Source organism: Oscillibacter sp. KLE 1728 (assembly GCF_934833455.1).
Taxonomy (GTDB): Bacteria; Bacillota; Clostridia; order Oscillospirales; family Oscillospiraceae; genus Oscillibacter; species Oscillibacter welbionis.
The window spans coordinates 1-15,577 of sequence record NZ_CAKVVF010000005.1; the positions used below are offsets into that span (position 1 = coordinate 1).

Below are 15,577 nucleotides of genomic sequence, written 5' to 3' on the forward strand. Positions count from 1 at the left end.
TAGTTCATCATGGAGAACATGCCCTTCTTCATCTCGCCGCCGTACCAGGTGTTCAGGATGACCTGCTCCCGGGAGGTGAGGTTGAAGATAGCGGCGGTCTCGGAATTCAGGCCCAGCTCCTGATAGTTCTCCACCTTGGCCTTGGCGGCGTTGTAGGAGATGAAGTCAGGCTCGAAGTTCTCCAGTTCCTCAGCAGAGGGCTGGATGAACATATTCTTGACGAAGTGGGCCTGCCATGCCACCTCCATGATGAAGCGGATGGCCATGCGGGAGTCGTGGTTGGCGCCGCAGAACACATCCATCACAAACAGACGCTTGTTGGACAGCTGCTCCTGCGCCAGCTTCTTGCAGGCATCCCAAGCCTCCTGAGAGGCGGGCTTGTTGTCGTTTTTGAACTCGTCGGAGGTCCACCACACGGTATCCCTGGAGGTGTCGTCCATCACAATGAACTTGTCCTTGGGGGAGCGGCCGGTGTAGATGCCGGTCATGACGTTGACGGCCCCCAGGTCGGTGACCTGTCCCCTGTCATAGCCCTCCAGGCCGGCCTTGGTCTCCTCCTCAAACAGGAACTCATAGGAGGGATTGCGGATAATTTCCGTGGTACCAGTAATACCATATTTACTCAGATCAATGGTTGCCATTTGAATGACCTCGTTTCTGAATAATCTTCCAGCCGGCGCGGCGGAGGGGCATTTTTCGTATCAATATCATACACGGTGCGGGAGATAAAGTCAATCTCCATCCGCCTCCCGCCCCAGCGCGGCGGAGAGGGCCGCGAAGTCCTCAAGCGTCAGCTGTTCCCCCCGGACGGCGGCAGGCAGGCCCATATCGGCGATGGCCTGTTGGATGGATTCCTTGGGAATCCCCGGCAGGGCGGCGGAGAGGCTGTTGGCCAGGGTCTTGCGCCGCAGCAGGAAGCCGCCCCGCATCACTTTGAAGAAAAAGCCCTCGTCCGCTACATCCACGGCGGGCCGCTCCCGCCGGACGCAGCGGATCACGGCGGAGGTCACCTTGGGAGCGGGGAGAAACTTCTCCGGCGGCACGTCGAACAGCAGCTCCGGCTTCATGTAGTACTGGAGGAACAGGGAGAAGGAGCCGCCCTCAGAGGAGCCCTGTGGGGCGCACAGCCGCTGGGCTACCTCCCGCTGGATCATCACCGTGAAGGCAGTAAAGCAGGGGGACTCCACCAGCTTTTCCAGAATGGGAGAGGTGACGTTGTAGGGCAGGTTGGCGCAGACTATAGGCGTGAGGCCCTGGAACTTCTCTGCCGCGATGGCCGTGAGGTCCAGTTTCAGCACGTCCCCCGGCACGACCTCCACATTCGGATAGGGGGCCATGGTCTCCGCCAGCACCGGCAGCAGGGCCCGGTCCAGCTCCACGGCCACCACCTTCCCGGCCCGCTGGGCCAACTCCGCCGTCAGGGGGCCGATGCCCGGGCCGATCTCCAGCACGCCGCAGCCTGCGTCCGCGCCGGAGGCCTCCGCGATCCGGCGGGGCACCTCCGGATCAATCAAAAAGTTCTGTCCCATGGATTTGGAGAAATGGAACCCATGCCGGGCCAGCAGGTCCCGGATGGTGTTGTAGTCACAGAGATTCATACCTGATCCCGCCTTTCTTCAGCAGTATATCAAATTTTTGCGGGTCTGCCAACCCCATCCCGGCGAGGGAATGGTCCTTGCAAAATACCGCCTGATCCGGTAAACTGGTGGCATCAAAAAATCCCCAGGAGGGATGCAGATGCGATTCATTTTTCTGGACCTGGACGACACCATTCTGGACTTCCACCGGGCGGAGCGGCAGGCGCTCTCCCAGACCCTGCGGCACTTTCATGTAGACCCCACGGACGCCGTTCTGGACCGTTATCACGTCCTGAACCGCCGACAGTGGGAGTTGCTGGAAGAGGGGAAGCTGACCCGGCCCCAGGTGTTGGTCCGGCGGTTCCAGCTGCTGTTTGATGAGCTGGGGATCCGTGCTGCTCCGCAGGAGGTCTGCCAGCTTTATGAGGAACAACTGGCCCAGGGCCACTTCTTCGTGCCCGGCGCCCAGGAACTGCTGGAGGCCCTGCACACAAGATATGAGCTGTATCTGGCCACCAACGGCACTCCCGAGGTCCAGAACAGCCGGATCGAGAGCGCAGGCATCGCCCGCTATTTCCAAAACATCTTCATCTCCGAACAGATGGGGGCCTATAAGCCCAGCCCGGCCTTCTTCCACGCCTGCTTTGCGGCGATCCCGGACTTTGATGCGGCGGAGGCCATGATGGTGGGGGACAGCCTGACCTCCGACATCCGGGGCGCCCGGAACGTCGGCCTGCGGTCTTGCTGGTACAATCCCCAGTACCTGCCGCCCCGGCCGGACATCCCGGCGGATTATACCATCGGGGCCCTGCCGGAGCTTCCGCCCCTGCTGGAGCGGCTGTGAGCGCGATTGAAAAGAGGTCCCCCGCCAAAAGCGGGGGACCTCTTTTCAGAATGTGCCTCTGCGGGCAGTTTCATCACTCCAGGATATAGACATTGCACGTCCGCCGTCCGAAGTTGATGCACTGCTGATAGGTGTCGTAGTACAGGTCCACGATATTTCCCCGCACGCCAGTATCCGCCGCCACGGCGGTGCCGTAGACCACGGAGCCGTCGGCCGCCACGATATACATCTTAGTGCCCAGGGGGATAACGTTCTTGTCCACAGCCACGGTACCCACCTTGACCAGAGTGCCGGTGGCGGTGGTGTAGTCAGCGCCGCCGTGGCCCGCGGTGTAAGCGGTGGCGGTCATGGACTTCACGCCGGAGAAGTTCAGAGTGGTGCCGTCTGTCAGGGTCAGGATGCCGCTGCCGTCGGCGTTTTTAGAGACGCTGGCGACGCCCGCCCTGGTGGAGGCGACGGCGGTGCCGTACTCCACGACTTCATTCACGGCGGTGCTCTCCAGCTCATCCACGAACTGGCGGGAGATCTCCTCGCCGCCGGACCAGACCACCTCGTAGATGGAGGTGCGGACGCCGTCGGCGCCCTCCTGGACCACCTTCTCCGTGCCCTTGGGCAGGGAGGGATTGGCCACCCGCACTGTCTCGTAGGTGGCGGGCTCCTCCACCTGGTCGTAATAGGTCAGCTCGGAGGCAATGGTCAGCTCGGCGCTGTCCTCGTCCAGATCCACGGCTACCATCTCCAGGGGACTGGGGGTGATGTGGAGCCGTTCCAGCAGCTCTGCCACAGTCTCGCTGCGGGCCTTGGCGGTGACGGTGCTGCCGTCGTGCGTGACCGTGACCTCCTGTCCGGCGGTCAGGGCCATGTCATAGCCACTCTGGCCGCTGGAGAGGTACACCAGCTGAGAGGACATCTCGCCCTCCCGGACTTCCTCCTCGTTCAGCACGATGGCGGCGTCCTCCGGACCGGTGAGAATATACACGGCGTTTGCGTGATCGGTGACGATCCAGCTGGTGCAGACAACGGCGGCCAGCACAAAGAGCTGCAGACCGAACCGGGCCTTGAGGCTGTGCAGCTTTTTCTCAAAAGCATGTGTGTTCAAAATCAGATACCTCCTCAGAAAAGGTCTTCCATGCCAGTCTTCCCTGGTTTTGGAAGGTCTATACCTCGGTGTTTTCCTGAATGAAAACAACTTGTAACTTTTGTTACCGATTGGAAAACTGGGGCTAGTATACACCGGCTTCCCACTTTTGTCAAGTTTTTGTGGGGGTTACGGTGTTATGTCTCCCACTTTGCAGAAAAACAACGCGGTCGAGCTGTGCAAAAGTCTGGAGAAAAAATAAAAAAAGTAACAAATTGGTGACATAAAACCGACGCAAAAAAACAGGCCCCGCGCCTGTCTGTTCAGACGCGGGACCTGTTGGGGAACCCCCTCTGTTTTCAAGGGATTCAGCGGACCTCCGGCGTGAAGCCCAGATCCTCCAGCTCGCTGACGGCTGTCTTGACGCAGTTGTCGCAGCCGTCGATGGTGACAGTCTTGGTGTCCAGAGAGACGGAGAACTTCAGCTCCGCGGCGGTGAGGGCGTTGGTGATGCGCTTGACGCAGTTCTCACACATCATATCGGGGACAGAAATCGTAGTCATATTGAGTGCTCCTTTTCATTTCATCAGTTTTTGAATGGTGACCAGAAGGTCGTCCACGACCTCCAGATGTCCGTTTTGGATGTCCTGCACCACGCAGGAGTGAATATGGTTGCTGAGCAGCTCCCGGGAAAAGGCGTTCAGCGCCGACTGGATGGCGGAGACCTGGGTGAGGATGTCCGTGCAGTAGCACTCTTTTTCCACCATGCCCCGGACGCCTCGGACCTGGCCTTCGATCCGGTTCAGCCGCCGGATCAGGGAGTCGTACTCCGGGGCCTCCCGGTGCTTGTGGCGGCAGGGACAGCCTGCCGCTGTCTCCTCCGCCGGTGCCTCGGCGGCGGGGACTGCCTGCAAAGTCTGATCTTCCATATAGAATACTCCTTTTTCCCGTTTCCCGTCAAATCACAGTTTGGCCCGGCCCAGCCGCAATGCGTTGCCTACCACGCAGACGGAGCTGAGGCTCATGGCCGCCCCCGCGAACATGGGGGACAGCAGAGGGCCGCCGAAGGCGAACAGCAGGCCCGCCGCGATGGGGATACCGATGGTGTTGTAGCAGAAGGCCCAGAAGAGATTCTGCTTGATGTCCCGCAGGGTCAGCCGGGAGAGCCGGATGGCCCGGGGCACATCCTGCAGGTCCGAGCGCATCAGCACAATGTCCGCGGACTCGATGGCGATGTCGCTGCCGCTGCCGATGGCGCAGCCCACGGTGGCGGCGGTGAGGGCCGGGGCGTCGTTGATGCCGTCGCCCACCATCATCACCTTGCGGCCCTGAGACTGGAGCCGCTCCACCACGCCGGCCTTCTCCTCTGGCAGCACCTCGGCGATGACTTCGTCCACACCCACCAGGGAACCGATGTGCTCCGCCGCCGCCCGGTTGTCGCCGGTCAGCAGCACGGTCCGGATGCCCTGCCCGCGCATTTTCTGGATGGCGGCGGCGCTGGTCTCTTTCACCGGATCGGCCACAGAGATCAGGCCCAGCAGGGTGCCGCCCCTGGCGAAGTACATGGGGGTCTGGCCCTGGGCGGAGAGGCGCTCCGCATCAGATGCCAGAGAGGAGACGTCCACGCCGTGCTCCTCCAGCAATCGGCGGTTGCCGGCCAGGACGGTCTCGCCGCCCAGCACGGCCTTCAGGCCCCGGCCAGACAGGTTCTCAAAGCTCTCCGGCCGGGCGGTGCCGCCGTAGCCATGCTCTTGGGCGTAGGCGGTGATGGCGGTTGCCAGGGGATGGGCGGACACCGCCTCCACCGCCGCCGCGGCGGACAGCAGGTCGGATGCCTCACACCGATGGGGTAGGACCTCCGTCACGGCGGGGGTGCCCTCGGTGACGGTGCCGGTCTTGTCCAGCACCACCGTGTCCACGCTGTGGGTGATCTCCAGAATCTCGCCGGAGCGGATCAGGATACCATGCTTGGCCCCCAGGCCCGTGCCTACCATGATGGCGGTGGGAGTTGCCAACCCCAGGGCACAGGGGCAGGCGATGACCAGCACCGATGTGAACACCCGCAGCACAAAGGAGAAGGGCTGCCCGGCGATGGCCCAGATGACGGCGGCCAGCAGCGCGATGCCCATGACCACCGGCACGAACACACCGGCCACTTTGTCGGCGGTCTTGGAGATCGGGGCTTTCCGGCCCTGGGCGTCCTCCACGAACCGGATGATGCGGGAGAGGGTGGAGTCGTCGCCGGTACGGGTCACCTGGACGTACAGCACGCCGTTCTCATTGACGCTGCCGCCGATGACCTCGCTGCCCACGGCCTTCTCCACCGGCAGGCTCTCGCCGGTGAGCATGGCCTCATTGACGCTGCTCTCGCCCTGGGTGACGGTGCCGTCCGCCGGGACCCGGGCGCCGGGCTTCACCAGCACCACGTCGCCCACCTTCAGTTGGCTGGTGGGCACCTCCCGGCCCGTGTCCGCCAGGATGGCGGTGTCCGGGGACAGCTGCATCAGGGCGGTGATGGCGCCTTTGGTCTTCTGCATATTCCGGCTCTCCAGGAACTTGCCCAGGGACACCAGAGTCAGCACCACGGCGGCAGACTCATAATAGAGATTGTGGACGTAGCTGGGATCGTCGGAGATCAGAAAGGTCATCACCAGGCTGTACGCAAAGGAGCAGCCGGAGCCGATGGCCACCAGGGAGTCCATGTTGGGGTTGCCGTGGAAGAGGGACTTGAGGCCCCCTTGGAAGAAGTTCCGGCCGCAGTACAGCACCGGCACGGCCAGGATCAGCTGCAGCACCGCGAAATTCGTGGGATGGGTGTGCATGGAGAAGAGGTCCGGCAGGGGCAGAGCTGGCAGCCCGAAGGGCAGCATCTGCCCCATGGACACATACAGCAGCACCGCGGAGAACACCGCCGCCGCGATCAGCTCGATCTTCCGCCGCTTCAGGGCGGCGGTCTCTGCATCCTCAGCATTCTGGACCGTGGCGGGGGCCGGGTGCTCCAGGTGCAGGGCGGCGCCGAAGCCTGCCTTCTCCACCTTGGCCACGATCTGCTCCTGGGTGCATTGACTTTCATCGTATGCAATGGTCATGATACCGGTGGTGAGATTCACCTCGCTGCGCGCCACGCCGGGCAGCTTCCGGGTGACCCGCTCCACGGACGCGCTGCACGCGGCGCAGTGCATCCCGGAGATGTCGTATTTTTCTTCTCGCATAGGAACCTCCAATCTGCCGGAGAGATACCCTCCGGGGGTATTCTTTCTGAGACCTACTATATACCCCTAGGGGGTATTTGTCAAGGGGGGAATTTTCGGCTGTGAAAAAATGCCGTGGAATCCGGAAAACCCCTTGACAACCGGGGGAACTATGGTATGATGAATATGAAATCTAACAAAAAATTTGTGAAACTAAAAAATTTTGTATGGTGAGGATTATGAGAGATTCGATCAAATGGGTCGCCAATCGGATGCCCAAGAGCGACGACCGGCAGCTTTCCATCATGTCCCTGGGGAACGTGGCCAAGGCTCGATTCTTCCACAGCAGCTTTCCCCAGTATTCCATCACGCCTCTGGCCCGGCTGGACGGCATGGCCAAGTACCTGGGCCTGGGCGGCCTGTTCGTGAAGGATGAGTCCTTCCGCTTCGGCCTCAACGCCTTCAAGGTGCTGGGCGGCTCCTTCGCCATGGCCCGGTACATCGCCAAGGAGATGGGCAGGGACGTCAGCGAGATGACCTACGACTACCTGACCAGCGAGGCATTCCGCCAGGAGTTCGGCCACGCCACCTTCTTCACCGCCACGGACGGCAACCACGGCCGGGGCGTGGCCTGGGCGGCTCACAAGCTGGGCCAGAAGGCAGTGGTCCACATGCCCAAGGGCTCCAGCCAGGCCCGGTATGAGAATATCGCCAAGGAGGGCGCCCAGGTCACCATCGAGGAAGTCAACTACGACGACTGCGTCCGCATGGCCGCGGCGGAGGCCGCCGAGACCAAGCACGGCGTGGTGGTGCAGGACACCGCCTGGGAGGGGTACGAGGAGATCCCCGCCTGGATCATGCAGGGCTACGGCACCATGGCCAACGAGGCGGCGGAGCAGCTGCGGCAGGTGGGGATCAACCGCCCCACTCACGTGTTCGTGCAGGCCGGTGTGGGTAGTTTGGCCGGAGCAGTGATCGGATATTTCACCAATCTGTTTCCCAACGATCCTCCCACCTTCGTGGTGATGGAGGCCCGGGCGGCAGACTGCCTGTACCAGGGCGCCCTGGCAGGGGATGGACAGCCGAGGATCGTGGAAGGCGATCTCAAGACCATCATGGCGGGCCTGGCCTGCGGAGAGCCCAACATCCTCTCCTGGGACATTCTGCGCAACCATGTCTCCGCCTTCGTCTCCTGCCCGGACTGGGTCAGCGCCCGGGGCATGCGGATGCTGGGCGTGCCGGTGAAGGGCGACCCCACGGTGATCTCCGGCGAGTCCGGCGCGGTGGGCATGGGCCTGATCGCGGCCCTGATGGAGACGGACGAGTACCAGGACCTGCGGGAGGCCATCGGCCTGGACCGGTTCAGCCAGGTGCTGCTGTTCTCCACGGAGGGCAACACAGATCCCATGAAGTTCCGCAAGGTGCTGTGGGACGGCGAATATCCGACGGTGTAAAAAAGAATAAAAAAGAATCGGGGGAAGCATTGCTTCCCCCGGTTTGTTTTCGGTTTAGGCGGTTACGACCCTAGTATTGCTATAAAGTTTTTCGCTACCGGAACTATCTTTGGCATAAAGAACAACAGTCGCATAGTATTTAACACCGGAAGTTCCATAATATGTAATCATCCGATATGCGTCAGCAGTGTTTTTGTCAATCAAACCTGAGCTATATGTTTTTACATTCTCATAAGAACCATCAGATTGTTGTTCCCAAATATAAATTTTTTCAGCTCCGAGTTCTTGCATAATATCAGTGGCATTAATATCAAATTCGACAGCAACTCTGCCACCACCCAATGGGGTTGCCCATACATCTGTATAAGCAAAATAGTCACTGGCTCTTGTGGATGAAGCATGCGCCATAGGAATCATACTGAAAAGCAAGGCAATGGCAAAAAGAGAGGACAAAAGACGAAGAGACTTGTACTTCATTTAAAATTACTCCTCATAAATAGAATTTATGATTTTTTCTAAGTCGCTTTTTGACAAGTTTCCTTGGATGAAACATTCAATATTTTCATTTACCCAAGTGGCCAAAAGGTGACCATTATTATTCATTAAATAATGAGTTATATCAGAAACTTTGTATTCAACAATCTCCTCACTACTATCTTTTTGATATATTCCCGTATAGACATCCGGGACAGAATCGTAGATTTGGATTCTTACTGTAAAACGTTCCCCATTTACAGAGTATACCGCTTGGATCCGGTTGCCATCAGTTCGTTTTATCATACTAACAGCGCCTACTAACTTAGTATCATTAGGCGCCCAATTCGGCACGACCGGCAAATCCGTTTCCTCGGCTACTGCAAGTCGCAACTCCAGGTAAGGATCCTGCGGCACTTCCGCTTCCTCCTGCCCCGGCGTCACAAATCCAAAGGTCTCCGCGGTCCAGTCCGCGAACGCCTGGAGGATGTCGAACCCAAAGGCGGAGGCAGCGCCGCACAGAATCACAATGCACGCGGCCGTGATGACGGCTGCCCGCAGAATCCGGCGGCTTTTCTTTTTGGGGGAAGGGGAGGTGATTTGGTCAAGATGGGATGAGTCACGCTCCGGGAGGACCTCAGTCTCATAGGCAGAAGCCTGTCCTTGATAATTTTCCTTGAAATCCCGCCATGCGGCGTCCACGTCGGCCTCCGCCGCCGGGGGATTCGCATCCCGCTGCTTCATCACCTCCATAATCGCCATGATGTAGTCCACGTCCGGCTCACCGCCGTCCGCAGCCGTGAATTCCTGCTGGAGCAGAGCCTCCAGCTCTTCGGTGCGCATTTGTTCCAGGAAAGGATACGCCGTATTTCGATCTGATGGCATCTCCGGGAACCTCCTCTGTATCTATAATGACCGTTTCGGCCCCGCTTGTTCACAGGGGCGGCGGAAAAACTTTTAGTGCCGGTTCCACTGTTTGACGAACCGCTCCTTTGAACGCTTGACCCGCATGGCCAGGGCGGACTTCTTCAACCCCATCTCCCGCGCCAGCTCCTCGTAGGTGTACTTCTCCAGATAGAGCTTCCGCAGGATCTCGTACTCCTCCGGCGTGAGGATGCTGGTGATCTCCGCCCGCTGCTGGAAATCATCCTCTGGAGAAGCGGGCATCTCGCCGGCGGCCCGGATCAGGTGCTTCCGCCAGAAGCGGTCCTCTTTCAGGAGCTCCAGGACCTTATAGCGCAGGACCCGGTACAGCCATCCCGTGGGCGAGGCGCTGCTCCAAAGATCTGCCTGATGCTCCCAAGCGAAGGCGAACAGCTCCTGCACCACCTCTTCCGCACGCCCGGCGACGGAGACGTACCAGCTTCCGCCAGTCCGCAGGGCGATCTCCGCACAGCGGAGCAGGTCCGGATACAGCTTCCGGTAGAGGGCTTCAAATCGCGGTTAATCAAAAGAATCGTTATGCGCCATAGGCGTCCCCCTTCTCTTTCTATCTATCGGGGTGCCGCGCCGCCGGAGCGGGCCGCGGTACGAATTTGATTCTAACACAAATTGCCGCAGGTTTACAACTTTTTTGCAAGCGCTCTCCGCAGCACGGGAAAAAGCCGCCGGAACCGCGAATGTGCGGCCCCGGCGGCCTGGATGGATCATCTGCGCTGCCCGGTCCTGGTCTGCTCCACGATGTCGTCCATGACCTCCCGGCTGACGGCGCCCTGGACGTAGCCGAAGACGTTGCCCTCCGTGTCGATCATGAATGTGGTGGGATAGGCGCTGATGCCGTACTGGTAGAAGAGCGTGCCCGTCTCGTCCATCACCACGGGATAGGTGTAGCCGTTTTCCTCCAGGAAGGCGGTGATGTCTTCGGCGCTGCCCTCCTGGCCGATATTGGGCCCGGCCACGCCCAGCACCACCAGCTCCCCGGCGTTCTCGTCCCAGTCCTCATACAGGGCCTGGATGTCCGGCATCTCCATCTTGCAGGGGCCGCACCAAGTAGCCCAGAAGTTCAGAAACACCGTCTTCCCCTGGTAGTCCGAGAGGGTGTGGGTCTGGCCGTACTGGTCCGTCAGAGTGAAGTCCGGAGCGGGGACCATGGGGATCTCCTGGCTGTCCGCCCCGCTGTGCTCCTCCTGAGAATCGCCGGAGGGGGCCGCCTCTTCGCCGCTGTTCCCGGCGGGCTCTTCCTGCACCGTGCCGGAGCCGGCAGCCAGATCTGCGGAGATGCCGCCGGTGGCGCCGGTGAGGGTCAGGATGCCCATGACGATCAGCAGCACCGCGCCGATCTTCACCGTGTAGCGCACCACATTCTGGTGGGACTTGAAGAAATCCAGCACCGTGCCGGTGAAGAGTCCCACTGCCAGGAAGGGCAGTACGAAGCCCAGGGTGTACACGCCGATCAGAAGAAATCCCGCAGCGGAGGACTCCGCGGAGGAGGCCATCAGCAGGACGCTGCTGAGGGTGGGGCCCACGCAGGGCGTCCAGGCGAAGCTGAAGGTGAAGCCCATCACCAGGGCCACCGCCGGGTTCATAGCCAGTTTGTTCAGATGGAAGGGGAGGCGGTGTTCCTGCTCCAGCAGCATGGTCCGCTTGCCCAGCCCCAGCTGGTACAGGCCGAACAGCAGGATGATGACGCCGCTGGCCCGGGCGAACCACACTTGGTAGTTGTGGAAGAACTCCCCCAGGGCGGTGAGGCCCAGCCCCAGCAGGAAGAAGGCGAAGCTGATGCCCACCACGAAAAAGAGGGTGTTGAGGAAGATCTTTCCCCGGGGATAGCGGCGGACGCCGTCCTCGCCCACCACAGCGGCGCCGCCGGCCAGATAGCTGACGTACAGCGGCACCAGCGGCAGCACGCAGGGGGAGAAGAAGCTCAGCGCGCCCTGCAGAAAGACAGTGACGGCGGATACGCTGGTCTCAATGGAAAAGCCCATGGGGACATCCTCCTGAATATGAAGTCATGGCGCCATCATACCGGGTTTTCCGGCCGCTGTAAAGAGGGATTTGCCACATCTTCCGGGAAACACGGAAGAATCCTCTTGACAGCGGGGAACGGGGCGGTCAAGATAAAGAGTGGAAAACAAGGCCGCAACGGGCGGCAGGGAGGCACTTTGCAATGGAAATGGTGGATTTGTACGACGAGAACCGGCTCCCTCTGGGCCGGACGGCGGAGCGTTACGCCCCCAAGGGGGAGGGAGAATACCGGGTGGTGGTCCATATCTGCGTGTTCGACAGCCGGGGCCGCCTGCTGATCCAGCAGCGGTCTCGGGAAAAGGCCGTCTGGCCGGAGGCATGGGATGTGTCTGCCGCCGGCGGCGTGGATGCCGGAGAGACCAGCCGCCAGGCGGCGGAGCGGGAGTTCCGGGAGGAGCTGGGCGTGGCCCTGGACCTGACGGGAGTGCGGCCCTCCTGCACCGTGAACTTCGACGGCGGCTTTGATGACTTCTTCCTGGTGGAGCGGGACCTTGGCCTGGAGGAGCTGACGCTCCAAAAGGAGGAGGTGGCCCGGGCCCGTTGGGCGGAGCTGCCGGAAATCCTGGACATGGTGGACCGGGGGGAGTTCATCGACTATCCCAAAAGCTTTCTGGCGTTTTTGTTCGACATGCGGGGGACCTTCGGCTTCTGCACCAAATGAAGCTCCGCCTGGACCGAAGCTTCAGTGCTTTTTCGGAAAACGGCCTTGACAGGGGACGTTAGACATGGTATAAACAAAACATACTGATGGTATGTATACAAGGGAGGACCGGTATGGCCCGAAACAAGCACCCGGAGGAGACGGTGGAAAAGATCCTGGCGGTCTCCGCGAAGCTGTTTATGGAAAAGGGATATGAGCACACCACCCTCCAGGACATCATTGACAATCTGGGAGGACTGACCAAGGGGGCCATCTACCACCACTTCAAGGGCAAGGAGGAGATCCTCCTTGCCATCGCGGACCGGATGGGAGAGCAGACGGAGGCCTGGATGCGGACGGTCCGGGACGATCCCGGCCTGACCGGAGCGGAGAAGCTGCAGAAGATGTTCCGGGCATCCCTGGAGAACTCGGACCAGACGGACCTGTTCGTGCTGGCGCCCAATATGCTGAAGAACCCCAAGCTGATGAGCATCCTGCTGGAGAGCATGATCGGGGAGGTCCTGCCCAACTACATGGAGCCCGTCCTGCGGGAGGCGGTGGCGGACGGCTCCATCCGGACGGACTACCCGGAGGAACTGGGGGAGCTGCTGCTTCTCCTGTCAAACGTGTGGCTGAATCCCATGATCTACCCTGCCACGCCGGAGAAGACCCGCCGCCGCATGGAGCTATACGACCAGATGCTGCGGAGCATGGGCCTGGACCTGCTGGATCAGGAGCTGTTGAATCAGTGGGAGCGATTTTGCCGCCTGTCCCAGGAACGGCTGTAAACAACAGAAGAAACTGCCCGACAGGGCAGCTTCTTTTTCACATAAATACATACCAACCAAATGTATGAAAAGGAGGAGCGTATGAGACAAACTGATCGGCTCCTGCCCCAGGACCTGGCCGCCTGTCTGTGGCTGCTGGGTCTGGCCCTGCTGGCAGGAGAGAACGGGAGGAGGAATTGAGATGCGGGAAAAGCTGTTTCACCGGGACTTCACCTTGGTGGTGATTGGACAGATCATCTCCCTGCTGGGTAACGCCGTGCTGCGATTCGTCCTGCCGCTGTATCTGCTGGACGTCACCGGTTCCCGGAGCCTGTTCGGCCTGTGCTCCGCCGCGGCGTTCGTGCCCATGGTGGTGCTGACGCCCCTGGGCGGCGTGGTGGCGGACCGTCTCCATAAGCAGCGGATCATGGTGGTGCTGGACTTCTTCACCTGCGCCCTGGTGGCCCTGACGGCGCTGGCCTTGGGACATCTGCCCCTGGTGCCGGTGCTGGTGGCGGCCATGATGTTGCTGTATGGTATCTCCGGGGCATACCAGCCGGCGGTGCAGGCCAGCATGCCCCTGCTGTGCCCGCCGGACCGGCTGGTGGACGGTAACGCCGTCATCAACCAGGTCAGCGCCCTGTCCAGCCTGCTGGGACCGCTGCTGGGGAGCCTGGTTTACGGCGCCTTCGGCGTGACACCGGTCCTGGCGGGGGCCTCCGCCTGCTTCTTTGCTTCGGCGGTGATGGAACTGTTCATCCAGATCCCCCATACGCCAAGACACACTGGAGCCAGCGTCTGGCAGACCGCCAGAGCGGATCTGGCGGAGAGCGGGACCTTCCTCCGGCAGGAACGGCCGGAGATCCTGAAGTACATCGCCCTGGTCAGCGCCTTCAACCTGCTGCTGAGCGCGCTGCTGGTGGTGAGTATGCCGGTGCTCATCAAACAGACCCTGGGGCTGGGGGACACCTGGTACGGCCTCAACCAGACCGCCATGGCGGCAGGGAGCCTGGCCGGGGGCCTGACAGCGGGACTGCTGGGTCCCCGGCTGACAGTCCGCCGGTCCTGGCTGACGCTGCTGGCCTGCGGGGTCTGCCTCATCCCCATGGGGCTCTGCCTGCTGGCAGGCGTGGGGGCTGTCGCGGCCTTTGCTGTGCTGACGGCTGCGGGCTTCGTTCTGATGGCTTGCGCCGCGCTGTTCACCGTGACCATGCTGGCCCACATTCAGGCTCAGACGCCGGCCACGCTGGTGGGGAAGGTGGTGTCTCTGCTGCTGACCGTCTCCCTATGCGCCCAGCCGGCGGGGCAGGCTCTCTACGGGGTCCTGTTGGAGCAGCTGGCCGGGGGCGAGGGCTGGGTGCTGCTGGGCGCGGCCTGCGGGGCCATGATCGTCGCTGCGGCGGCCCGGCGGGTGGCTTACTCTGCCGCCTCCGGCTCCAGCAGGTGCATGGCGGAGACCTCGTAGGCCACCCGTTCCTGGGCGGTGCCGTCCTCCAGGACCTTGCGGTAGGTCCGGCTCTGGACCCGGCCTTCCAGGCTGAGCGTGTCCCCCACCTGGAGCCGGGCCGCCTGGACCGCCAGCTGTCCCCAGGCAATCACCGGCAGATAGTCCGCCCGGCCGTACCGGCGGCTCACCGCCAGCATCAGGTCGCAGATGCTGCGGCCCAGAGGGGTGCGGCGGAAGATGGGGGGCTTGCACAGGGCGCCGGAGAGCAGAATGCGGTTGCAGGGCTCTCCGGACCCGGGTTCCATGGCTTGGGCATACACCGTCAGCACCAGCCGATTCCCAACGCCGGAGCGGTTGTTGAAGGACCGCAGCTGCCCCCGGACCCGGAGCGGGTCCTCCAGCCGCACCGCAGTCAGCAGGGCCTCCGGCACCAGCACCGGCAGCGTGTCCGGAGTGCCGGAGAGCCGGGGTACCTGCAGGGGAAAGCGATAAAACCGGGTGCCGTGGTTTTCATGGGAGAGTGCAGGCGCCTCCAGAGCAATCCCCTCCAGCAGCACCTCGTTGCGGGTCTGAGTCGTCATGTTGTCCACCTCTCGGTCGTGATGGTACACCTTATGAGAGCCGCGGCCGGGATAGACCTGAAAATCCCCGGCGGCGGAACAGGTCCTTGCCTCCGGGGCGGAATGCGTATATAATAAAGCCATGAATCCGGCGGCCCACCGCCGTTCCACAAGGAGGGGAAGCGATGAAAGCCATCGTCTACACATCCCAGACCGGGCACACCCAGCGGTATGCCCAGATGCTGGCGGAAAGGACCGGCGTGCCGGCATACAGCCTGAAGGAGGCCGGAAAGAGCTTGCGGCGGGGCGAGGAGATCTTCTACATGGGCTGGCTGATGGCCGGCACGGTGAAGGGCCTCCAGAGCGCCATGGACCGCTATACCATCCGGGGGGCAGCCATTGTGGGGGTCTCGCCTCAGGGGAACGGCGACCTCTGGACCGAGGCCCGGATCAACGGGGGATACAGCGACAGCGGCGGGCGTCTGTTCTATCTCCAGGGCGGCTACGCGCCGGAGAAGCTGGGCTTTTTCTATCGCATGATGATGAAGCCCATGGCCGGCTCCGTTGTCCGTCAGGTGCAG

16 protein-coding genes and 1 pseudogene are annotated in these 15,577 nt (G+C 61.5%); 6 read left to right on the plus strand and 11 right to left on the minus strand.

Features of this window, described 5'->3' with window-relative positions; genetic code table 11:
- Both QVE23_RS00940 and rsmA read right to left on the minus strand, forming a co-directional pair.
- Positions 1–641, minus strand: a 641-nt coding sequence (locus QVE23_RS00940) for a phosphoenolpyruvate carboxykinase (ATP) (RefSeq protein ID WP_287967439.1), incomplete at its 3' end; no start/stop codon positions are given.
- A 90-nt stretch (positions 642–731) separates the two neighbouring features.
- A complete protein-coding gene (gene rsmA, locus QVE23_RS00945; RefSeq protein ID WP_276896550.1) occupies positions 732–1,598 on the minus strand; it encodes a 16S rRNA (adenine(1518)-N(6)/adenine(1519)-N(6))-dimethyltransferase RsmA in 867 nt (288 codons plus the stop codon).
- Between the two features lie 139 nt (positions 1,599–1,737).
- Here rsmA and QVE23_RS00950 point away from each other — a divergent pair, with 139 nt between their 5' ends.
- Positions 1,738–2,421, plus strand: a complete 684-nt coding sequence (locus QVE23_RS00950; protein ID WP_119310720.1) for a YjjG family noncanonical pyrimidine nucleotidase — start codon at positions 1,738–1,740, stop codon at positions 2,419–2,421.
- 73 nt (positions 2,422–2,494) lie between these two features.
- Here the strand turns inward: QVE23_RS00950 and QVE23_RS00955 are convergent, their stop codons facing one another.
- From QVE23_RS00955 to QVE23_RS00970, 4 genes are all read right to left on the minus strand, one after another.
- Positions 2,495–3,520, minus strand: a complete 1,026-nt coding sequence (locus tag QVE23_RS00955; protein ID WP_287967441.1) for a G5 domain-containing protein — start codon at positions 3,518–3,520, stop codon at positions 2,495–2,497.
- A gap of 347 nt (positions 3,521–3,867) precedes the next feature.
- Complete coding sequence (locus QVE23_RS00960; RefSeq protein ID WP_119310722.1) at positions 3,868–4,062, minus strand: heavy-metal-associated domain-containing protein; 195 nt, start codon at positions 4,060–4,062, stop codon at positions 3,868–3,870.
- Between the two features lie 15 nt (positions 4,063–4,077).
- Positions 4,078–4,428 (minus strand): metal-sensing transcriptional repressor, encoded by a 351-nt coding sequence (locus QVE23_RS00965; protein ID WP_021749760.1) that lies wholly within the window; start codon positions 4,426–4,428, stop codon positions 4,078–4,080.
- A 33-nt stretch (positions 4,429–4,461) separates the two neighbouring features.
- Positions 4,462–6,711, minus strand: a complete 2,250-nt coding sequence (locus QVE23_RS00970) for a heavy metal translocating P-type ATPase (protein ID WP_287967442.1) — start codon at positions 6,709–6,711, stop codon at positions 4,462–4,464.
- A gap of 218 nt (positions 6,712–6,929) precedes the next feature.
- On the opposite strand from QVE23_RS00970, the gene dpaL reads away from it, so the two are divergent.
- Positions 6,930–8,144 (plus strand): diaminopropionate ammonia-lyase, encoded by a 1,215-nt coding sequence (gene dpaL / locus QVE23_RS00975; RefSeq protein ID WP_119310724.1) that lies wholly within the window; start codon positions 6,930–6,932, stop codon positions 8,142–8,144.
- Positions 8,145–8,198: 54 nt separating this feature from the next.
- Here dpaL and QVE23_RS00980 read toward each other — a convergent pair whose 3' ends face one another.
- The 4 genes and pseudogenes from QVE23_RS00980 to QVE23_RS00995 form a co-directional block, all read right to left on the minus strand.
- Positions 8,199–8,621 carry a hypothetical protein gene (locus tag QVE23_RS00980; RefSeq protein WP_119310725.1) on the minus strand — a complete coding sequence of 141 codons (423 nt, stop codon included), beginning with the start codon at positions 8,619–8,621 and terminating at the stop codon, positions 8,199–8,201.
- 6 nt (positions 8,622–8,627) lie between these two features.
- Positions 8,628–9,503, minus strand: a complete 876-nt coding sequence (locus QVE23_RS00985; protein ID WP_119310726.1) for a DUF4367 domain-containing protein — start codon at positions 9,501–9,503, stop codon at positions 8,628–8,630.
- 72 nt (positions 9,504–9,575) lie between these two features.
- Positions 9,576–10,043: pseudogene (locus tag QVE23_RS00990) on the minus strand (RNA polymerase sigma factor); the annotation flags it as partial.
- 221 nt (positions 10,044–10,264) lie between these two features.
- The gene (locus QVE23_RS00995; protein ID WP_025544764.1) at positions 10,265–11,542 is read right to left on the minus strand and encodes a redoxin domain-containing protein; all 1,278 of its coding nucleotides are present in this window, start codon (positions 11,540–11,542) and stop codon (positions 10,265–10,267) included.
- Between the two features lie 182 nt (positions 11,543–11,724).
- Between QVE23_RS00995 and QVE23_RS01000 the strand changes: the two genes are divergently transcribed.
- The 3 genes from QVE23_RS01000 to QVE23_RS01010 all read left to right on the plus strand — a co-directional run bounded on the left by QVE23_RS01000 (position 11,725) and on the right by QVE23_RS01010 (position 14,454).
- Positions 11,725–12,243 carry an NUDIX hydrolase gene (locus QVE23_RS01000; protein WP_021749828.1) on the plus strand — a complete coding sequence of 173 codons (519 nt, stop codon included), beginning with the start codon at positions 11,725–11,727 and terminating at the stop codon, positions 12,241–12,243.
- Positions 12,244–12,356: 113 nt separating this feature from the next.
- Positions 12,357–13,010 (plus strand): TetR/AcrR family transcriptional regulator, encoded by a 654-nt coding sequence (locus QVE23_RS01005; RefSeq protein WP_021749829.1) that lies wholly within the window; start codon positions 12,357–12,359, stop codon positions 13,008–13,010.
- A gap of 181 nt (positions 13,011–13,191) precedes the next feature.
- Complete coding sequence (locus QVE23_RS01010; RefSeq protein WP_287967444.1) at positions 13,192–14,454, plus strand: MFS transporter; 1,263 nt, start codon at positions 13,192–13,194, stop codon at positions 14,452–14,454.
- Here QVE23_RS01010 and QVE23_RS01015 read toward each other — a convergent pair.
- Positions 14,406–15,017, minus strand: a complete 612-nt coding sequence (locus QVE23_RS01015) for a single-stranded DNA-binding protein (protein WP_025544843.1) — start codon at positions 15,015–15,017, stop codon at positions 14,406–14,408. The genes QVE23_RS01010 and QVE23_RS01015 overlap by 49 nt on opposite strands.
- 164 nt (positions 15,018–15,181) lie before the next feature.
- Here QVE23_RS01015 and QVE23_RS01020 point away from each other — a divergent pair.
- A partial coding sequence (locus QVE23_RS01020; protein WP_502919050.1) for a hypothetical protein occupies positions 15,182–15,577 on the plus strand: 396 nt, incomplete at its 3' end.

Excerpts from the sequence above, each read along its gene's own strand:
- rsmA (WP_276896550.1), bottom strand. The coding sequence starts at position 1,598 with ATGAATCTCTGTGACTACAACACCATCCGGGACCTGCTGGCCCGGCAT.
- QVE23_RS00950 (WP_119310720.1), top strand. The coding sequence starts at position 1,738 with ATGCGATTCATTTTTCTGGACCTGGACGACACCATTCTGGACTTCCAC.
- QVE23_RS00960 (WP_119310722.1), bottom strand. The coding sequence starts at position 4,062 with ATGACTACGATTTCTGTCCCCGATATGATGTGTGAGAACTGCGTCAAG.
- QVE23_RS00965 (WP_021749760.1), bottom strand. The coding sequence starts at position 4,428 with ATGGAAGATCAGACTTTGCAGGCAGTCCCCGCCGCCGAGGCACCGGCG.
- QVE23_RS00970 (WP_287967442.1), bottom strand. The coding sequence starts at position 6,711 with ATGCGAGAAGAAAAATACGACATCTCCGGGATGCACTGCGCCGCGTGC.
- dpaL (WP_119310724.1), top strand. The coding sequence starts at position 6,930 with ATGAGAGATTCGATCAAATGGGTCGCCAATCGGATGCCCAAGAGCGAC.
- QVE23_RS00980 (WP_119310725.1), bottom strand. The coding sequence starts at position 8,621 with ATGAAGTACAAGTCTCTTCGTCTTTTGTCCTCTCTTTTTGCCATTGCC.
- QVE23_RS00985 (WP_119310726.1), bottom strand. The coding sequence starts at position 9,503 with ATGCCATCAGATCGAAATACGGCGTATCCTTTCCTGGAACAAATGCGC.
- QVE23_RS00995 (WP_025544764.1), bottom strand. The coding sequence starts at position 11,542 with ATGGGCTTTTCCATTGAGACCAGCGTATCCGCCGTCACTGTCTTTCTG.
- QVE23_RS01000 (WP_021749828.1), top strand. The coding sequence starts at position 11,725 with ATGGAAATGGTGGATTTGTACGACGAGAACCGGCTCCCTCTGGGCCGG.
- QVE23_RS01005 (WP_021749829.1), top strand. The coding sequence starts at position 12,357 with ATGGCCCGAAACAAGCACCCGGAGGAGACGGTGGAAAAGATCCTGGCG.
- QVE23_RS01010 (WP_287967444.1), top strand. The coding sequence starts at position 13,192 with ATGCGGGAAAAGCTGTTTCACCGGGACTTCACCTTGGTGGTGATTGGA.
- QVE23_RS01015 (WP_025544843.1), bottom strand. The coding sequence starts at position 15,017 with ATGACGACTCAGACCCGCAACGAGGTGCTGCTGGAGGGGATTGCTCTG.